This is a genomic window from Pseudomonas sp., assembly GCF_048269965.1.
Classification (GTDB): domain Bacteria; phylum Pseudomonadota; class Gammaproteobacteria; order Pseudomonadales; family Pseudomonadaceae; genus Aquipseudomonas.
Window position 1 is genome coordinate 104,126 of record NZ_JBLWTV010000002.1, and the last position, 17,972, is coordinate 122,097.

A 17,972-nucleotide genomic window follows, 5' to 3' on the forward strand; every position below is an offset into this window, starting at 1 on the left:
GGGCTACCACGTGACGTGGGACACCAGTTGCCCTGAGTAGAAGCCCCAGGCGACCAGGGCAACGGTAATGGCGGTCAGGCCGACACGGACAGTCAGCGCGCCAACCACGCGGGAACCATGGCCCTCATCCTTGACCAGGAAGAACAGGCCGCTGAACAGGCTGGCGATGGTTGCCAGCAGCATGAGGACGATCGCGGCCTTGAGCATGTGAGACTCCGGGGGATTCGAGTGATGCCTTGCAGTATAGCCAGCAACCCCGATCATAACGGCAGGGCGCAATGAGCGCTTTCCGTCCCGGTTGGCTGCCCAGCCTGCTGGTTGCCCTGCTGCTGCCGGGGTTGCTCTGGCTGGGCTTCTGGCAGCTGCAGCGTGGCGATGAGAAGCGCCAGTTGCTGGCCAGTTTCGAGGCGCGGCGTCAGGCCGAGCCGATCAGCCTCGAGCAGCTCGAGCCCCTGGCGGACCCCGCCTACCGCCGCGTCCAGCTGCGTGGGCACTTCGATAGCGAGCACAGCCTGCTGCTCGATAGCCGCATCCGTGATGGCCATGCCGGTGTCGAGTTGCTGCAACCTTTTTACGATCAGTCCAGCGGCCTCTGGGTGTTGCTCAACCGCGGCTGGCTACCCTGGCCGGACCGGCGCACGGCGCCGCACTTCGAGAGTCCCGATGGCGTGCTGCAGCTCACTGCCTGGGTCTACGTGGCGCCCTCTGGCGGTCTGAATTGGCGATCCGGCGCGGCATCCGAGGGCTGGCCACGCCTGATCACGCAGGTCGAGGCCGACAGCCTCTGGCATCAGCTCGGCCGTGGTGGCCTGCCTTTCGAGGTACGCCTGGAGTCCGGGCCCGCCAGTTATCGCGTCGACTGGCCGATCGTGGCCATGAGCCCCAGCAAGCATCTGGGCTATGCGGTGCAGTGGTTCTCCTTGGCTGCCGCGCTGCTGGGCCTGTTCATCTATCTCGGAATTCACAATGCACGGGAGCATCGTCATGAACCCAGCCATCGCCATGCCTGAGGCACCGCGCAAGGGGCGTGGTCGCCTGCAGTTGTTGTTGATCCTGGCCGTTGCCATCGGCCCGATGTTCCTGGCCAGCGCCATGTACCAGTGGCGCTTCTGGGTGCCGGAGACGCGCAGCTACCACGGTGTGCTGATCGGCGATGGGCGCACCCTTGCCGATCTCGGCGTGCAGGGTGAGGTGCAGCCGCTGTGGCAGATTCTGGTGACAGCACCGGGCGCATGTGAGGCCGACTGTCAGCAGCTGGTTTACCTGGCGCGGCAGATCCAGATCGGTCTCAACCGCGAGACTGCCCGCGCCAGTCACGGCCTGGCGCTGGCCGAGCCATTGCCGGCCGAGTACGACGCCACGCTCAAGCGTGAGTACCCGCAGCTCGGACGCTATCAGCTGGATCTGCAGGCCTACGACAAGGCCGCCGAGGCGGTGCCAGGTGCACAGCTGTGGCTGGTCGATCCACACGGCAATCTGGTGCTGCGCTATCCGGCCGGCAGCAAGGGCAAGGCCATTCTCGATGATCTGCGCTACCTGCTGAAAATTTCCCTGATCGGTTGACGCCGCGCGCTGTCCGTATCGACAGAGCGCCAAGCCCAGTGCCCAAGGAGTCAGACATGCACAAGCCCGGTTACCGTCTAGCGCTGTTCGCGACCCTTCTGACCGTGGTGGTGGTGCTGCTAGGTGCCTACACCCGACTGACCCATGCCGGCCTGGGTTGTCCGGACTGGCCGGGTTGCTACGGGTTTCTCGGGGTGCCGATGAGCGAGCACAAGCAGGCCATCGCCGAGGCGCGATTTCCCGAGGCCCCGGTAGAGGTCGCCAAGGGCTGGTACGAGATGATCCATCGCTACTTTGCCGGTGCACTGGGGCTGGTGATTCTCGTCATTGCTGCCCAGGCCGTGCGCCGTCGCGCGGAGCCAACCCAGCCGCTCAGGTTGCCGTTGGCGATTCTGGCGCTGGTGATCCTGCAGGGCGCCTTCGGCATGTGGACAGTCACCCTGCAGCTGTGGCCGCAGGTGGTCACCGCTCACTTGCTCGGCGGTTTCGCCACGCTCAGTCTGCTCACCTTGCTCACGCTGCGCCTGTCCGGACGCTTCGCCCCGCTGCAGCTGCCGGGGCGCCTGCGGACGTTGGCGCTGGCGTGCCTGCTGCTGGTGATCGGGCAGATCACCCTCGGCGGCTGGGTCAGCTCCAACTACGCTGCCGTCGCCTGCGTCGACCTGCCCACCTGTCACGGCGAGTGGTGGCCGGCGATGGATTTCGGCAAGGGCTTTCACCTGACCCAGCACATCGGTCCCAACTACCTGGGCGGACAGCTCGACAGTGACGCGCGCACCGCCATTCACATGAGCCATCGCATCGGTGCGCTGCTGGTCACGCTGGCGCTGTTGGCTCTGGCCTGGCGACTGCACGCGGCCAGTCTGTCGCGCCTGGCCGGTCTGCTGCTGCTGGCGCTGACCCTGCAGGTCGGCCTGGGCATCAGCAACGTGATCTTCCATCTGCCGCTGCTGGTGGCGGTCGCGCACAACGCAGGTGGCGCGGCCCTGCTGCTGGTGATGGTGCTGGTCAACTATCGCTTGCGCACTGCCAGCGAGATCAAGCATGCAGCGCGCGACCTCACCGGTGCCCACGCGGCTCTGGCTTCCAACGGTCTGCTTCAGGCCGGCAAATAACGATTCAGGGAGAAATGTCATGGCGACAATGCTGCGAGTTCACGCCGAACATGCCACCTGGCGAGATTATCTGGAGCTGACCAAACCACGGGTGGTGATGCTGATGCTGATCACCTCGCTGGTCGGCATGTTCCTCGCCACCCGTGCCGGTGTGCCCTGGACGGTGCTGTTGTTCGGCAACCTCGGCATCGGCCTGTGTGCCGGTGCGGCGGCTGCGGTCAATCATGTGGTGGATCGACGTATCGACTCGATCATGGTGCGTACGCACAAGCGTCCGGTCACCGCCGGGCGGGTCTCGCCGGTCGCGGCGCTGACCTTCGCGCTGCTGTTGGCCATCGCCGGCATGAGCCTGCTGATGGTGTTCACCAACGAGCTGGCCGCCTGGCTGACCCTCGCCTCATTGCTCGGTTATGCGGTGATCTACACCGGTTTTCTCAAGCGCGCCACGCCGCAGAACATCGTCATCGGCGGCCTGGCTGGCGCTGCACCGCCGCTGCTGGGCTGGGTCGCCGTCACTGGTCACCTGAGCGCCGAGCCGCTGCTGCTGGTGCTGATCATCTTCGCCTGGACGCCGCCGCACTTCTGGGCCCTGGCCATTCATCGCAAGGCCGAATATGCCAAGGCGGACATCCCCATGCTGCCGGTGACCCATGGCGAGCACTACACCAAGGTGCATATCCTGCTCTACACCCTGGTGATGTTCGCGGTGACCTTGCTGCCCTACGCCATTCACATGAGCGGCCCGCTCTACCTGGCCTGCGCCCTGCTGCTCGGCGGACGCTTCCTGCACTGGGCCTGGGTGCTGTACCGTGACAGCAAACCGCACGCGGCGATCAACACCTTCAAGTACAGTATCTGGTACCTGTTTCTGCTGTTCATCGCTTTACTGGCGGATCACTATCTGTTGCTGAATATCTAGCAGGCCGTTTAAAAACGTTGGCGAGGCAGCCAGCGCAATACCGATGGCGGCCCCGCAAAAACAGGCGAGGACCGGTCGGAGTCGCGCTCGACTTTACGGATTGTAAATGAGCAGTCCGAGCCTGTTTTTAACGCCGCGATGGCAACGCAGGTAGTTTTTCAATGGCTTGCTGAGGGGTTTCATGACGCGTACTCATACCACTGTTTTCGTCCTCGTTGCCATCGTCGCTCTGGTGCTGGGCCTGACCGTCAACAAGGTGCTCAACAGCAAGAGCCAGGGTGACCCGGCCGCACTGCTCGATGCCGGTATCGTGCTGCTACCGCAGAACCGCAGCCTGCCAGCGCTGAGCCTGATCGATCAGGACGGCAAGGAGGTCGTGGTGGATCAGCTCAAGGGTGAATGGAGCCTGCTGTTCTTCGGCTACACCTTCTGTCCGGATATCTGTCCGGCCACCCTCGCCCAGTTGCGCCAACTGCAGACTCAACTGCCCGAAGAAACCCGCGCACGGCTGAAGGTAGTGATGGTCAGCGTCGATCCTCATCGCGATACGCCGGAGCAACTGAGCAAGTACCTGGGCTTCTTCGATGCGGGCTTCAAAGGCCTGACCGGCGAAGAGCAAACCCTGCAGAAGTTCGCCAACTCGGTAAGCATTCCCTACATCCCGGCTGACACCAGCAAGGAAAACTACACCGTCGATCACAGCGGCAACCTGGTGATCATAGGCCCGGATGGCACCCAGCGTGGCTTCATCCGCGCGCCGATCAACAACGCCAAGCTGGCGGCGCAACTGCCGGGGCTGGTTTCGGGTAGCTAAAGGCACGCCCGTGTCTGCGTAGGGTGGATGACGCTCTTTTCATCCACCGCAGTGCGCGCCATGGTGGATCGATGAAGCGTGATCCACCCTACAAGGCGAATGGCAGGGGCAGCTTGACCTGCTGACGCTGCGCCAGGCGCCGCTGGAATTCGGCCGGATCATGAATCAGCACTTCCTGCCCGGCGAACGACTCGGCGGCGATCAGGCGCGATAACCAGAAACGCACGCAGGCCACGCGCAACATGGCCGGCCACAGCTGTGCCTCGGCAGCGGTGAAGGGGCGCAGCGCCGCATAGGCGCCGAGCAGCGCACGGGCGCGAGCGCCGTCGAGGCTGCCGTCTTCGTGTGAGCACCAGTCGTTCAGGGTGATGGCCAGGTCGTAGAGCATCGGCCCGGAGCAGGCGTTGTAGAAGTCGATTACCCCGGCCAGGTGGTTGCCGTCGAACAGCACGTTGTCGCGGAACAGATCGGCATGCAGGTTCGCCCTCGGCAAAGCCAGGATGAGCGGCTTCAGCTCGGCAATCTCGGCCAGCGCATCACGCAGCAGCGGCAATGCCTGTTCATCGAGCTTCAGCGCCTGGCTCGGGCCTTCGGCGAGCATCCAGTCCAGGCCACGGTCGCTGCGCCGCTCGATGGGCGCATCACGCGTGGCCAGGTGAATCCGCGCCAGCAGGCTACCCACTTCCTGACAGTGATGGGCGTTGGCCTCGCGCACATGCTTGCCGGACAGCCGTGGCTGCAGCAGCGCCGGTTTCTCCGCCAGGCTGCGCAGCGCCTCGCCATCCTGCGTGCGCAGGGCGTAGGGTACCGGCAGGCCGGCATCGTGCAGCACATCGAGTAATTCGATGAAGAACGGCAGGTCGGCCACTGGCCCGCGTTCGACCAGGGTCAGAACGTACTCACCCTGCTCCAGGCTGACGAAGAAGTTGCTGTTTTCGCTGCCCGCAGCAATGCCCTGGAAATCACGCAACCGACCAAGCCCGTAGGGCGCCAGGAAGACTTCGAGCTCATGACGCTCCAGGGGGGTGAATACCGACATATCAGACCTTAATCACTTACCAGCTAAAGATTTCCCAGGACGGGATCAGCATGTCCGGGTCGTCCGAACGTACGAAGTTGCCGTCGCTGCCATCGGCGCGAACGAGAAAGTAGGGTTTACCGTTCTTGGGAATCACCTTGATGGCGTAGAGAAAGCCATTGACCCGGTATTCCTGAATGGTGCGGTCGCCGTCCTGGCGGATGGTCACGTCCGGATCGGCGGAAACCGGATCCTCGGCGTGAGCGGCAAGGGGCGTGCAGGCCAGCAGGCCGACCAGCAAAAGGCGTTTGACTGTACCCATGGTAACCTTGCTCCTTGTATTCAATGATGCAGCCATTCTACCGCTGCACCCGCCGAAAAGGTTGATTCCGCGCATGAGCCAAGCCCCCCTCGTTCTGGTCGACGGTTCCTCGTACCTGTACCGCGCCTTCCACGCCCTGCCACCGCTGACCACTTCCAAGGGCATGCCCACCGGAGCGGTAAAAGGCGTGCTGAACATGCTCAAGAGCCTGCGCAAGCAGTACCCGAACAGCCCCTTCGCCGTGGTCTTCGATGCCAAGGGCGGTACCTTCCGCGACGAGCTGTTCGCCGAGTACAAGGCCAATCGCCCCTCCATGCCGGACGAGCTGCGTGTTCAGGTCGAGCCGCTGCATGCCAGCGTGCGTGCCCTGGGCCTGCCGCTGCTGTGCGTAGAAGGAGTGGAGGCCGATGACGTGATCGGCACCCTGGCCCGCCAGGCGGCCGGGGAAAAGCGCGACGTGGTCATCTCCACCGGCGACAAGGACATGGCGCAGCTGGTCTGCCCGCACGTTACGCTGGTCAATACCATGACTGGAAGCGTCTACGACGAAGGTGGCGTAAAGGAGAAATTCGGTGTCGGCCCTGAGCTGATCATCGACTACCTGGCGCTGATGGGCGACAAGGTCGACAACATTCCGGGTGTGCCCGGCGTCGGTGAGAAGACTGCTCTCGGCCTGCTGGTCGGCATCGGCGGTGGTCTCGACGTGCTCTACGCCAACCTCGACAAGGTGCCTGAGCTGCCGATCCGTGGCGCCAAGGGCCTGCCGGCCAAGCTCGAAGAACACCGCGAGATGGCCTACCTGTCCTACCAACTGGCGACCATCAAGACCGATGTACCGCTGAACATCGAGATCGACGCGCTACATCCGGGCGAGCCGGATCAGGCCGCGCTGGTGCAGCTTTACGGCGAACTGGAGTTCAAGAACTGGCTGGACGACCTGCTCCGTCAGAACAAGTCACTGGCCGCCAAGGCTGCTGCGCCGGCCGGCGATCTGTTCGCCGAACCCGCTGGAGAAACCGTCGAAGCAGCCGCCGAACCAACGCCGCCGAGCGCCGGTGATTACCAGCTGGTGCTGGAGCAGGCGCAGTTCGATGCCTGGCTGCAGAAGCTGGAGCAGGCCGAGCTGATCGCCTTCGACAGCGAGACCACCAGCATCGACGCCCAGCAGGCGCAACTGGTCGGCCTGTCCTTCGCGGTCAAGGCCGGCGAAGCGGCCTACGTGCCGCTGGCGCACAGCTACATGGGCGTGCCGCAGCAGCTCGATCGTGACGCGGTGCTCAAGGCGCTCAAGCCGATCCTCGAAGATCCGGCCAAGGCCAAGGTCGGCCAGCACGCCAAGTACGACATCAACGTCCTTGCCAATGCCAGCACACCGATTGCCGTGCAGGGCGTGGCCTTCGACACCATGCTCGAATCCTACGTGCTGGACTCCACCGCCACCCGCCATGACATGGACAGCCTGGCGCTGAAATACCTGAACCACAGCACCATTCGCTTCGAGGACATCGCCGGCAAGGGCGCCAAGCAGCTGACCTTCGACCAGATCGCCCTGGAGCAGGCCGGCCCTTACGCTGCCGAGGATGCCGACGTCACCCTGCGCCTGCACCAGGAACTGTGGGGCCGGCTGCAGTCCGTGCCATCGCTGGCCAAGGTGCTGCGCGAGATCGAAATCCCGCTGGTGCCGGTGCTGGCACGTATCGACCGCAACGGCGCGCTGGTCGACGCCAAGCTGCTCGGTGAGCAGAGCGTCGAGCTGGGCGAAAAACTGGTGGAGCTGGAGCGCAAGGCATTCGAGATCGCTGGCGAGGAGTTCAACCTCGCATCGCCCAAGCAGCTGGGCGTGATCCTCTACGAGAAACTCGGTTATCCGGTGATCAGCAAGACCGCCAAGGGTCAGCCTTCCACTGCCGAGGCAGTATTGGCCGAACTGGCCGAGCAGGACTTCGAACTGCCCAAGGTGCTGATGCAGTACCGCTCTCTGAGCAAGCTCAAGAGCACCTATACCGACAAGCTGCCGGAGCAGATCAACCCGCGTACCGGGCGTATCCATACCAGCTATCACCAGGCCGTGGCCGCCACCGGCCGCCTGTCGTCGAGCGACCCGAACCTGCAGAACATCCCGATCCGCACCGCCGAAGGACGGCGCATCCGTCAGGCCTTCGTCGCGCCCAAGGGCTACAAGCTGATGGCGGCGGACTACTCGCAGATCGAGCTGCGCATCATGGCCCACCTGGCCAAGGATGAAGGCCTGCTGGACGCCTTCCGCCACGACCTGGACGTACACAAGGCCACGGCTGCCGAGGTCTTCGGCGTGGCGCTGGAAGCGGTGACCAGCGACCAGCGACGCAAGGCCAAGGCCATCAACTTCGGCCTGATCTACGGCATGAGCGCCTTCGGCCTGGCCAAGCAGATCGACGTCGAACGCAAGGAGGCGCAGGCCTACATCGACCGTTACTTCGCTCGCTATCCGGGCGTGCTGACCTACATGGAGCGCACTCGCGCGCAGGCTTCCGAGCAGGGCTACGTGGAGACGGTCTACGGCCGTCGCCTCTACCTGCCGGAGATCCATGCGCAGAATCAGGCCATGCGCAAGGGCGCCGAGCGCGCGGCGATCAACGCGCCGATGCAGGGTACTGCGGCGGACATCATCAAGCGCGCCATGATTGCCGTGGACGGCTGGCTGCAGGACAGCGGCATCGACGCGCGCATCATCCTGCAGGTGCACGACGAACTGGTGCTGGAGGTGCGCGAGGAACTGATCGACGAGGTCAGCGCCAAACTCAAGACCCTGATGAGTGGTGCCGCCGAGCTGGACGTGCCGCTGCTGGTGGAGGTGGGCGTCGGCATCAATTGGGACGAGGCACACTGACCCCCGTCGCCGCGGCGCAATGCCGCGGCCGCTCTAGTATCGGGGGCTCAGGGCATCAAAAGACGCTTTCTTATTGCAAATGGTTTTTAAAAAGGCGATGAACTTTCCGTAAACCCGCCCGGTCAGAGTTCATGAATGGCCGCAAAGCCCTTCAATGCTCCTTTGTTGTGTTAAGTGTTGGCAGACATCTGAACCCCGCCCTAGCGGTTCAGACCTTGAACCCCGAACTTCTCCCTCCCCATACGAAGCTCGGGGTTTTTTTTGCCCAAAAAAAGCTGCCGCGAGCGGCATTCTGATGACCCTCTCCCTCCGGGAGAGGGTGCCCGAAGGGCGGGAGAGGGAGCTTACTCGCCCATTACGAGTCGTCCCCGTTGCCGCACAGCGCCCCCTACGCTTGTACCGCTAGCGACATTCTGATGGCACCCGAAGGGCGGGAGAGGGTTTGTCCGGCGAAACCAGGCATCGCCTGAGCCACCCTCTCCCCAGCCCTCTCCACTAGGCGTGCCCCCAATAAATGGGATAGGGGGCTGACCGTGCATGTCGGGTGTGCCGCGCACCCAACGCTTCATTCCCCCTCAGCGCTTTCTTCACCCTCCTCCGGCAACAGATCCAGCCAACCAGCCAGAACCATCTGCGCCTCTTCCACACCCATGCGCTTGGGCGCCGAGAACAGCTGGATGCTGATGGCCTCGCCCCACTGCTTGTGAATTTCCTGGCGCACCTTGAGCAGCGCGGTCTTCGCCGCACCGAAGGCCAGCTTGTCGGCCTTGGTCAGCAAGATATGCAGCGGCATGCCACTGGCCACCGACCAGTCCAGCATCATGCAGTCGAACTCGGTCAGCGGATGACGGATATCCATCATCAGCACCAGGCCGCTCAAGCTCTCGCGGCTGCCCAGATAGGCTTCCAGATGTTTCTGCCAGTGCTGCTTGAGCGGGATCGGCACCTTGGCATACCCATAGCCAGGCAGGTCGACCAGGCGACGCTCGTCGTCCAGGCGGAAGAAGTTGAGCAATTGCGTGCGCCCGGGGGTCTTCGAGGTGCGCGCCAGGCTGGCATGGGTCAGCGTATTGAGCGCGCTCGACTTGCCCGCGTTGGAACGGCCGGCGAAGGCGACTTCCAGGCCGCTGTCCTCGGGGCACTGATCGACCTTGGCGGCACTGATGAGGAAGCTGGCCTGCTGGCACAGACCGATGATGGGATTTTTCGGGAGCATGGGGTATCCGGTGGTTACCTCGATCCGCAGAGAGGGTGTCTACAAATGGCTGCGCGCGGCCATGCTGCGTTGGAATCAACCTCGCATGCGAGCCCAGTCAAAATGCTCATGTACTACTCGTACACTCCGCTTTTTCGGCTGACTCCGCCTTGCCTGACCTTTGCTCGCTGCTTTGTAGACACTCTCTTGATCGTTCGAGGGATTGCGACATTTGCGCGCACCTGCCGCACGCCAGGTGGCGCGGCAAGCGGCGTCGTTTCCGTTTCAGCGTTGCCAGTATATAATGCCGCAGATTTTGTGTGCGCTTTGTCCCACCCGCAGGAACCCGATTGCCGGGAGCGATTACATCTCTGCTCGATAGAAAGCAGAACGTTCCCTACCCTGATGAGGTTGATTTGATGAAGAAAATGCTGCTCGCTGCTGCCGTTATGACGCTGTCTTTCAACGTCTATGCTGCTCAGGATCCGCAAGCTGTGTATGACCGTTCCTGTGGCGTATGCCACAACGGCCAGATTCCCACGGCGCCCAAGAAGGGCGACAAGGCCGCATGGGAACCCCGCCTGGCCAAGGGCATGGATACACTGGTGCAGAGCGTCACCAATGGTTTGAATGCCATGCCGCCGCGCGGCCTGTGCATGGACTGCACGGCCGAGGATTACCAGGCGGTCATCAAGCTGATGACCGAATGAGTGAGCCCCCGCCGATAACCCTTCTCTCTTTTAGCCGTAATTGGATTAGCTGATGAACAAAGTACTCGTGAGTCTGCTGTTGACCCTGGGCCTCACCGGCGTGGCTCAGGCTGCTGGCGATGCCGAAGCCGGTCAGGGCAAAGTTGCTGTCTGTGGTGCCTGCCATGGCGTCGATGGCAACAGCCCTGCGCCAAACTTCCCCAAGCTGGCCGGTCAGGGCGAGCGTTACTTGCTCAAGCAGCTGCACGACATCAAGTCCGGTGACCGTCCAGTGGTCGAGATGACCGGCATGCTGGACAACCTCAGTGATCAGGACATGGCTGACATCGCTGCTTACTTCTCCAGCCAGAAGATGAGCGTTGGTGCTGCCGATCCCAAGCTGGTCGCGCGTGGTGAAGCGCTGTTCCGTGGCGGCAAGCTGGAAGAAGGCATGCCGGCCTGCACCGGCTGCCACTCGCCCAACGGCGCTGGTCTGGATGCCGCTGGCTTCCCGCAGCTGGGCGGCCAGCACGCCCAGTACGTTGCCAAGCAGCTGACCGATTTCCGCGAAGGCAACCGCACCAACGACGGCGACGCGATGATCATGCGTGCCATCGCTGCCAAGCTCAGCAACAAGGATATCGAAGCCGTGTCCAGCTTCATCCAGGGTCTGCACTGATAAGCAGTTCCAGGCGACCACTGTTGCAGTTGGTAAGACAAAGGGTGGCTACGGCCACCCTTTTTCATTTGCGTCGCGGCTACAATGGCCGGAACCTGCATCGTGTCGCCCGGTCTTACTAGCGATTCGCCACGAGGCGATGCCTACTACCAAGGAGTCCCCCATGCGTAACCTGATTCTCGGCGCCGCTCTGGCCGTCAGCAGCCTGTTCGGTATCACTGCTCATGCCGAGCCAGTGGCTGGTCAGCAGTACGTTGAGCTGAAGAGCCCGGTGCCGGTTTCCAAACCCGGCCAGATCGAGGTAGTGGAGCTGTTCTGGTACGGCTGCCCGCACTGCTATCAGTTCGAGGCGACCCTCAACCCCTGGGTCGAGAATCTGCCGGAAGACGTCAATTTCGTTCGCGTGCCGGCGCTGTTCGGTGGCATCTGGAACGTGCACGGTCAGGCGTTCATCACCCTGGAAAGCATGAAGGTCGAACAGAAGGTGCATGACGCCGTGTTCACCGCCATCCACCAGGAGAAGAAGAAGCTGGCTTCGGCTGAAGAGTTTGCCGACTTCGTTGCGACGCAGGGCGTTGATCGCGATGCCTTCCTCAAGACCTTCAACTCCTTCGCCGTCAAAGGCCAGATGGAAAAGGCCAAGAAACTGGCGATGGCTTACCAGGTCACGGGTGTGCCGGTGATGATCGTCGGTGGCAAGTATCGCTTCGACCTGGGTTCGGCCGGTGGCCCGCAGCAGACCCTGCAGGTCGCTGACCACCTGATCGCCAAGGAACGCGAGGCGCTGTAAGCGACCGCAGGCGCGAAGCATGTTGCGCCGCTGGCGAAAGACACGTGCGGTTGGCCTGTGCGATCCACAGGTCAACCGGCACTGTTCGCCGCAGGCCGACTGGCCAGCCGACGGCCTGCTGCGTCTGCTCAGTTTCAACGTCCAGGTCGGCATCAATACCCAGCGTTACCATCACTACCTGACCCGCAGCTGGCAGCACCTGTTGCCCCATGCCGGACGTGTCGGCAATCTGCAGCGCATCGGTGATCTGCTTGCCGACTTCGATCTGGTGGCTTTGCAGGAGGTCGATGGTGGCAGCCTGCGCTCGGGCTACATCAATCAGGTCGAATACCTGGCCCAGCAGGGCGCCTTTCCCTACTGGTATCAACAGCTCAATCGCAATCTCGGGCGCTTCGCCCAGCACAGCAATGGCGTGCTCAGCCGCTTGCGTCCCACCCTGCTGGAAGATCATCCGCTGCCTGGTCCACCCGGGCGTGGCGCGATTTTCCTGCGCCTTGGTGAGGGCGAGCAGGCACTGGGCGTGGTGATGATGCATCTGGCGCTGGGTGCGCGCACCCGCACGCGGCAACTGGCTTACATTCGTGAGCGCGTCAGTGAGTTTCGCCACCTGGTGCTGATGGGCGACATGAACACCCATGCTGTCGACCTGCTGGAGAACTCCCCGCTGCGCGACCTCGGCCTGATCGCGCCGCAGGTCGAAGCGACCTTTCCCAGTTGGCGACCGCAGCGCTGTCTCGATCATATTCTGCTCAGTTCCGAGCTCGAGCTGGGGCGCGTCGATGTACTCAGTCAGCCGATTTCCGATCACCTTCCCGTGGCCGTGGAAATCCGCCTGCCGGAAGCACAGAATGCTGCGCAAATGCCTATGCTGAAGACGCCATCTCCCGAGTAAGCCGTATGAGCGATGACGCGCAACGCTGGAAAGACAAATACCTGAGCAGCCTGGAGCAGCAGGAAAAGCTCGACCGCCGTTGGGAGTTGCGCCTGGATCTGCTGCGTCGTGGCCTGGTGCGCAGCAGCCTGGCCGCCGAGGGCGCGGACAAGGCGGTCGATCAATGCATGCAGGAAATGCGCGAAATCCTCCGTCGCGAAGATATGGATGGTGCTTTGAGCGGCCTCATCCCGCGTCTGGAAAAGGCCGTGCTGGATTCCGAGCAGCGCCGTCAGCAGCGTGCCGGCGAGGCGGCGACTGCACTGGCTGCCTTGATCGAGCAACTGCAGCGTCTGCAGCCGCCGCGCGAGGTGCGCAAGGCCCTCAAGTCACTGGGCAAACAACTGGAGGACGCCACCAGTCATCAGTATCTGCTGCCAGCGCTGCTCAGCCAGCTGAGCAATCTGCAGGGGCAGGCGCTGACCGTTCTGCAGGCTCCGGTGCAGGAGCAGCCGGGTCTTCTCCAGCGCCTGTTCGGTTCGCGCGGCGAAAGCAATACGGATGCGCTGGGCAATGTCAGCGAGGCCACTGGCGTTGCCGAGGAGCCCGCACCAGCATTGACGCCAACGCCAACGCCAACGCCAACGCCAACGCCAACGCCAACGCCAACGCCAACGCCAACGCCAACGCCAACGCCAACACCAACAACCATAGCGTTGGCGAACGAGTCACCTCCCAGTTTCTCCAACCTGGCAAGCGTGCCAGCCCGGCACCAGGTCCACGACGCCTCGCCTGTGCTCGACAGCCTGCCGCTGCCACCGGGGCTGGTACGGCAGGAGGATGCCGGCGACAGCCCGTTCTCATTGCCCAGCAGCGAACCCGGGTACAGCGCGGTGGCGCCACATATCGCCAGCAGTCTGCGCAATCTGCTCGACGAGCTCGAACTGCCGGCGCGCCATCTGCCGCAAGGTGAAGCGCTGCGCCTGCGCCTGGAGGGCAATCTCAACTGGTACGAGCTGGTGCCGGTGCTGGATGACCTGGCTGTGCTGGTGCTTGCCGTCACCGATAGCGGCCAGCGTGAGTTCGCCGGTTATCTCAAGCAACTCAACGAGCGTCTGGCTGCCTTCATCGAAACCCTCAGCGAGGCACACGAGGGCTACAGCGCTTCAGTGGAGAATGCGCGCAGTTTCAACCAGCAACTGCGCGATCAGGTCAGCGATCTGCAGCACAGTGTGCAGGAGGCTGCCGATCTGGAATCGCTCAAACAGGCCCTGGAGCAGCGCCTGGAAGGCCTCTTGCAAAGTGTCAGCAGCCAGCAGCGTCAGCGCGACAGCGGTGGAGATGACGTGGCCGAGCGGCTACAGGGGCTGGTCAAGCGTGTCGCCGAGATGGAGCAGGAGGCGCAGCAGTTTCGCGAGCATATCGAGGAACAGCGACAGAAGTCCTTGCTGGATCCTCTGACCGGGCTGCCCAACCGTGCTGCCTGGAGCGAGCGTCTCGACCTGGAGGTCGCTCGTCGCCAACGTTATGGCGGCCAGTTGTTGTTGGCGGTGCTGGACGTCGATCACTTCAAGCGGATCAACGACGGCTACGGCCACCTGGCAGGTGACCGAGTGCTGAAGATCATCGCCGGGGAGCTCAGCAAGCGTTTGCGCAAGACCGACTTCATCGCCCGTTTTGGTGGCGAAGAGTTCGTTCTGCTGATTCCTGCAACGCCGCCGGAGGGAGGTGTCCAGCTTCTGGAAACCCTGCGCGCGGCAATCGAGGCCTGCCCGTTCCACTTCAAGGGCGAGCCGGTGACCATCACCTTCTCCGCCGGTATCGCGGAATTTCGCAATGGCGAGGCGACCGAGGTCACCTTCGAACGTGCCGATCAGGCGCTGTATCGCGCCAAGGGCGCGGGGCGTAACCGAGTCGAACAGGCGGCCTGATCCCTTCTGCGCCGGGCCGCAGCGGCAGGCGCTGCGGCTCCCTGAAGAGCGACCCTGCTATTTCTAGGATGTTGCCTCAGCCGGGTCCCTGCTGGTCGCTGATGTGGCAGCAGCGGTTCGTGCCCGTGGCGCGTGATCGTCCTCGTCCTGCAATGGCACCTCATTGCCCTGCGCGTCATACAGCTTCCCGCCGATGAAGTGATCGCCATCGTGCAGGGCGGCGATGTCGCGGTAGCGCAGGCTGCGCTCGGTGCCGGCGACGAATACCGACTGCTGATCCGAGTTGCCGGCGGTGAAGTGGTTGAACAGCAGGTTGAGCAGGATCGCCATGATCGCCGCCGAGCTGATGCCCGAGTGGAAGATGGTTTCGAACCAGGCCGGGAAGTGGTGGTAGAAGCTGGGCATGGCGATGGGGATCATGCCGAAGCCGATGGAGGTGGCGACGATCACCAGATTCATGTTGTTGCGGTAGTCGACCTTGGCCAGGGTGCGGATGCCGCTGGCGGCGACGGTGCCGAACAGCACGATGCCGGCACCACCGAGCACCGAGGTCGGCACTGCGGCGATCACTCGGCCCATGATCGGCAGCAGGCCGAGGGTGACCAGAATCAGCCCGCCGGTGGCGACCACATAGCGGCTCTTCACGCCAGTCACGGCAACCAGGCCGACGTTCTGGGCGAAGGCGCTCTGGGTGAAGGAGCCGAACAGCGGGGCAACGACACTGGCGATCATGTCCGCGCGCAAACCATTGCCGAGGCGTTTGGAATCGACTTTGGTGTCGATGATGTCGCCGACGGCAAGGATGTCGGCCGAGGTTTCCACCAGGATCACCATCACCACGATCAGCATCGAGATGATCGCTGCCACCTCGAACACCGGCATGCCGAAATGCAGCGGTGCCGGGAAGGCCAGCACCGGCCCGTCGCCGACTTTGGAAAAATCGGCCATGCCGAATACCAGTGCCACCAGGGTGCCGATGACCATGGCCAGCAGAATCGACAGGCGCGAGAGAGTGGCGCTGCCGACCTTGCTCAGCAGCAGCACGGTGGCCAGGGTGAAGGCGGCCAGGCCGATGTTGGCCGTGCTGCCGAAGTCGGCTGCACGGCTGTTGCCGCCCATGGCCCAGCGCGCGGCCACAGGCATCAGCGTCAGGCCGATGGTGGTGATGACGATGCCGGTCACCAGCGGCGGGAAGAACTGGGTGATCTTGGAAAAGATTGGCGTGATCAGCAGACCGATCGCCGCTGCGCCTATCACCGCGCCGAACACCACGGGTAGCCCGCCTTCACCGCCATTGGCGCCGACTATCGCCACGATGGTGGCGACGCTGGCGAACGACACGCCCTGTACCAGGGGTAACTGGCAGCCGAAGAACGGCAAGCCGATGGTCTGCAGCAAAGTGGCGGCGCCACCGACGAAAAGCGAAGCGGCGATCAGCAGGCCGATATCGGCAGGTGACAGACCAGCCGCCTGGCCGACGATCAGGGGGACGGCGACGATGCCGCCGTACATGGTCAGTACGTGCTGCAGGCCGTAAAGCAGATTGGAGCCGAGGCCGAGGTTCTCGTCCTCTGGGCGCTGAGTGGTGGACGTCATGGGGAAGCTACTCGCTGTTGTTCTTGTGCGGTCAATGTAGACATTTTGTTGCCATATTGGCTACTACTTTGTATACATTTTTTCGAGTGTTTATCCCTGGAACCGTTTCACCTCTGTTGGTCATAAAATTCCCGCATAGGCTGGAAGTGCTCGAATCTGACCGTGTCGCCGACTCGCGAGGCGACCCCGTCAGGCTCTAGACTATGCGCACTAGCCACCGGAGACGCCCATGGACATCTTCAGCATCGCCGTGCTGATCTTTTTGGTCACCGACCCTTTCGGCAATATCGCCATCTACATTGCCGCGCTGAAGAACGTCGAACCGCGCAGACGCTTGTGGATCGCCGCGCGCGAACTGCTGTTCGCCCTTGGCCTGTTACTGCTGTTCCTCACCTTTGGTGACAAATTCCTCACCAGCCTCGGGCTGTCACGCGAGGCAACCGCGATTGCCGGCGGTATCATCCTGTTCGTCATCGCCATGCGCCTGATCTTTCCCGGCCCGCAAGGCCTGCTCGGCGACGTGCCGGATGGCGAGCCGATGCTGGTGCCGTTGGCCACGCCGGCGGTCGCCGGACCTTCTGCTCTCGCGGTGCTGATGACCCTGCGCAACACCCACACCGGGCCGCTCTGGGAGCTTTACCTGGCGGTCATCCTGGCCTGGGCAGCGACGGCATTCATCCTGTTGCAGGCTTCGTTCCTGCAGCGTTTTCTCGGTAATCGCGGGTTGATGGCGGTAGAGCGATTGATGGGCATGCTGTTGATCATGCTCAGCGTCGACATGCTGCTGGACAACCTGCAGAGCGTATTCGGTCACGCATGAAGTCTCTCTGCCTTGCCCTGGTCCTTGTTCTGCTTGTCGGTTGCACCGGTGGTCTGCGTATCGATGACAGCCACACGGCGACCGGTCAGAACAGCCGTGTGCAGTACGTCGTGCTGCACTACACCTCCGCTGACCTGCAGCGCTCGCTCGACCTGCTGACGCAGACCGAGGTGAGCAGCCACTACCTGATCGGTGATGCACCGCCGACGGTCTATCGTCTGGTGGATGAGAACCGTCGCGCCTGGCACGTCGGCGTCAGCGAATGGAAAGGGCGCACCTGGCTCAATAGCACCACGATCGGCATCGAGCTGGTCAACCAGGGTTACTACCAGACGCCGGCCGGTCGTTACTGGCAGCCTTTCGCGCCGCAGCAGATCGATACCCTGATCGTGCTGCTCAAGGACATCGTCAAACGTCACCAGCTACCGCTGGGCTCGATCATCGCGCACAGCGATGTGGCGCCGCAGCGCAAGGTCGATCCGGGCCCATTGTTCCCCTGGAAGCGTCTGGCCGACGAGGGCCTGGTGCCCTGGCCGAACGAAGACGCCGTGGCGCGCCAACAGGCGCTGTTCAGCGCCAGCCTGCCCAGCGTGCAGTGGTTCCAGGAGCAGTTGGCGCAAAACGGTTACAGGGTGCCGCAGCATGGCGAGCTGGATGAGCTGACGCGCAACGTCATTGCCGCCTTCCAGATGAAGTATCGCCCGGCCAATTACGACGGCCAGCCGGACGCCGAAACCGCAGCGCGGTTGTTGGTGCTCAATCTGCAGGCGGCAGGATAGAA

Annotated in this window: 18 protein-coding genes; 13 read left to right on the plus strand and 5 right to left on the minus strand. The window is 63.0% G+C overall.

Going from position 1 to position 17,972, the window contains the following annotated elements:
* Window positions 1-3: 3 nt before the first annotated feature.
* Window positions 4-207, minus strand: coding sequence for a twin transmembrane helix small protein (locus ACN0X6_RS02800; RefSeq protein WP_021487546.1), 204 nt, complete (start codon window positions 205-207; stop codon window positions 4-6).
* Between the two features lie 71 nt (window positions 208-278).
* Between ACN0X6_RS02800 and ACN0X6_RS02805 the strand changes: the two genes are divergently transcribed.
* The 5 genes from ACN0X6_RS02805 to ACN0X6_RS02825 all read left to right on the plus strand — a co-directional run bounded on the left by ACN0X6_RS02805 (window position 279) and on the right by ACN0X6_RS02825 (window position 4,411).
* The gene (locus ACN0X6_RS02805) at window positions 279-1,010 is read left to right on the plus strand and encodes an SURF1 family protein (protein ID WP_417701928.1); all 732 of its coding nucleotides are present in this window, start codon (window positions 279-281) and stop codon (window positions 1,008-1,010) included.
* Window positions 985-1,563 carry a hypothetical protein gene (locus tag ACN0X6_RS02810; protein WP_417701930.1) on the plus strand — a complete coding sequence of 193 codons (579 nt, stop codon included), beginning with the start codon at window positions 985-987 and terminating at the stop codon, window positions 1,561-1,563. The genes ACN0X6_RS02805 and ACN0X6_RS02810 overlap by 26 nt, the downstream gene beginning before the upstream one ends.
* Before the next feature lie 56 nt (window positions 1,564-1,619).
* Entirely contained in the window at window positions 1,620-2,678 is a 1,059-nt protein-coding gene (locus tag ACN0X6_RS02815) for a COX15/CtaA family protein (RefSeq protein WP_417701932.1), read from the plus strand.
* Between the two features lie 19 nt (window positions 2,679-2,697).
* Window positions 2,698-3,597 (plus strand): heme o synthase, encoded by a 900-nt coding sequence (cyoE, locus tag ACN0X6_RS02820; RefSeq protein WP_417701934.1) that lies wholly within the window; start codon window positions 2,698-2,700, stop codon window positions 3,595-3,597.
* Between the two features lie 181 nt (window positions 3,598-3,778).
* Entirely contained in the window at window positions 3,779-4,411 is a 633-nt protein-coding gene (locus tag ACN0X6_RS02825; protein ID WP_417701936.1) for an SCO family protein, read from the plus strand.
* A gap of 88 nt (window positions 4,412-4,499) precedes the next feature.
* Here ACN0X6_RS02825 and ACN0X6_RS02830 read toward each other — a convergent pair whose 3' ends face one another.
* Together ACN0X6_RS02830 and ACN0X6_RS02835 are read right to left on the minus strand one after the other, a co-directional pair.
* On the minus strand, window positions 4,500-5,450 hold the full coding sequence (locus ACN0X6_RS02830) for a homoserine kinase (protein ID WP_417701938.1): 951 nt from the start codon (window positions 5,448-5,450) through the stop codon (window positions 4,500-4,502).
* A 16-nt stretch (window positions 5,451-5,466) separates the two neighbouring features.
* Window positions 5,467-5,751 (minus strand): DUF2782 domain-containing protein, encoded by a 285-nt coding sequence (locus ACN0X6_RS02835; protein ID WP_417701940.1) that lies wholly within the window; start codon window positions 5,749-5,751, stop codon window positions 5,467-5,469.
* Between the two features lie 73 nt (window positions 5,752-5,824).
* Here ACN0X6_RS02835 and polA point away from each other — a divergent pair, with 73 nt between their 5' ends.
* Window positions 5,825-8,620: a DNA polymerase I gene (gene polA / locus ACN0X6_RS02840; protein ID WP_417701942.1), complete on the plus strand. Its 2,796-nt coding sequence runs from the start codon at window positions 5,825-5,827 to the stop codon at window positions 8,618-8,620.
* A gap of 565 nt (window positions 8,621-9,185) precedes the next feature.
* Here the strand turns inward: polA and yihA are convergent.
* Window positions 9,186-9,836, minus strand: coding sequence for a ribosome biogenesis GTP-binding protein YihA/YsxC (gene yihA / locus ACN0X6_RS02845; RefSeq protein WP_417701944.1), 651 nt, complete (start codon window positions 9,834-9,836; stop codon window positions 9,186-9,188).
* Between the two features lie 398 nt (window positions 9,837-10,234).
* On the opposite strand from yihA, the gene ACN0X6_RS02850 reads away from it, so the two are divergent.
* The 5 genes from ACN0X6_RS02850 (at window position 10,235) to ACN0X6_RS02870 (ending at window position 14,775) form a co-directional block, all read left to right on the plus strand.
* On the plus strand, window positions 10,235-10,525 hold the full coding sequence (locus ACN0X6_RS02850; RefSeq protein ID WP_160018546.1) for a c-type cytochrome: 291 nt from the start codon (window positions 10,235-10,237) through the stop codon (window positions 10,523-10,525).
* Window positions 10,526-10,577: 52 nt separating this feature from the next.
* Window positions 10,578-11,183 (plus strand): c-type cytochrome, encoded by a 606-nt coding sequence (locus ACN0X6_RS02855; protein ID WP_417701947.1) that lies wholly within the window; start codon window positions 10,578-10,580, stop codon window positions 11,181-11,183.
* 163 nt (window positions 11,184-11,346) lie between these two features.
* Window positions 11,347-11,973 (plus strand): thiol:disulfide interchange protein DsbA/DsbL, encoded by a 627-nt coding sequence (locus ACN0X6_RS02860; protein WP_417701949.1) that lies wholly within the window; start codon window positions 11,347-11,349, stop codon window positions 11,971-11,973.
* Between the two features lie 19 nt (window positions 11,974-11,992).
* Window positions 11,993-12,865, plus strand: a complete 873-nt coding sequence (locus ACN0X6_RS02865; protein WP_417701951.1) for an endonuclease/exonuclease/phosphatase family protein — start codon at window positions 11,993-11,995, stop codon at window positions 12,863-12,865.
* Window positions 12,866-12,870: 5 nt separating this feature from the next.
* Window positions 12,871-14,775: a GGDEF domain-containing protein gene (locus ACN0X6_RS02870; protein WP_417701953.1), complete on the plus strand. Its 1,905-nt coding sequence runs from the start codon at window positions 12,871-12,873 to the stop codon at window positions 14,773-14,775.
* 63 nt (window positions 14,776-14,838) lie between these two features.
* On the opposite strand, the gene ACN0X6_RS02875 is transcribed toward ACN0X6_RS02870, so the two are convergent.
* Window positions 14,839-16,371 (minus strand): nucleobase:cation symporter-2 family protein, encoded by a 1,533-nt coding sequence (locus tag ACN0X6_RS02875; protein WP_417701956.1) that lies wholly within the window; start codon window positions 16,369-16,371, stop codon window positions 14,839-14,841.
* 229 nt (window positions 16,372-16,600) lie between these two features.
* Between ACN0X6_RS02875 and ACN0X6_RS02880 the strand changes: the two genes are divergently transcribed.
* Together ACN0X6_RS02880 and ACN0X6_RS02885 are read left to right on the plus strand one after the other, a co-directional pair.
* On the plus strand, window positions 16,601-17,191 hold the full coding sequence (locus ACN0X6_RS02880; RefSeq protein WP_417701958.1) for a MarC family protein: 591 nt from the start codon (window positions 16,601-16,603) through the stop codon (window positions 17,189-17,191).
* Window positions 17,188-17,970: an N-acetylmuramoyl-L-alanine amidase gene (locus ACN0X6_RS02885; protein WP_417701960.1), complete on the plus strand. Its 783-nt coding sequence runs from the start codon at window positions 17,188-17,190 to the stop codon at window positions 17,968-17,970. The genes ACN0X6_RS02880 and ACN0X6_RS02885 overlap by 4 nt, the downstream gene beginning before the upstream one ends.
* Window positions 17,971-17,972: the final 2 nt, after the last annotated feature.